The following is a 312-nucleotide window of genomic DNA, read 5'->3' on the forward strand; positions in this document are numbered from 1 at the left end:
TGAACGTCGCGATATGCGTCATTTTACCGGTGGCAGCGTGGCGCCCGAATTGCTCTCGCGCTTGCTCGAAGCGGCGCACCAGGCACCCAGTGTCGGGCTGATGCAACCCTGGCGTTTTATTCGTATTACCGACCGCGAGCTGCGCGGGAAGATTCAGCAGTTGGTGGAAGAAGAACGGATACGCACCGCCGAGGCCTTGGGTGAGCGTTCCGATGAATTCATGAAGTTGAAGGTCGAAGGCATCAACGACTGTGCCGAAGTGCTGGTCGCCGCGCTGATGGATGATCGCGAGCGGCATATCTTCGGTCGTCG

General features: G+C 59.0%; 1 protein-coding gene. It reads left to right on the top strand.

Features of this window, described 5'->3' with window-relative positions; all coding sequences use genetic code 11:
• Positions 1-312, top strand: a 312-nt coding sequence (locus HX793_RS30875; RefSeq protein ID WP_178905625.1) for a nitroreductase family protein, incomplete at both ends; no start/stop codon positions are given.

The organism is Pseudomonas reactans, assembly GCF_013387025.1.
GTDB classification, from domain to species: domain Bacteria; phylum Pseudomonadota; class Gammaproteobacteria; order Pseudomonadales; family Pseudomonadaceae; genus Aquipseudomonas; species Aquipseudomonas reactans.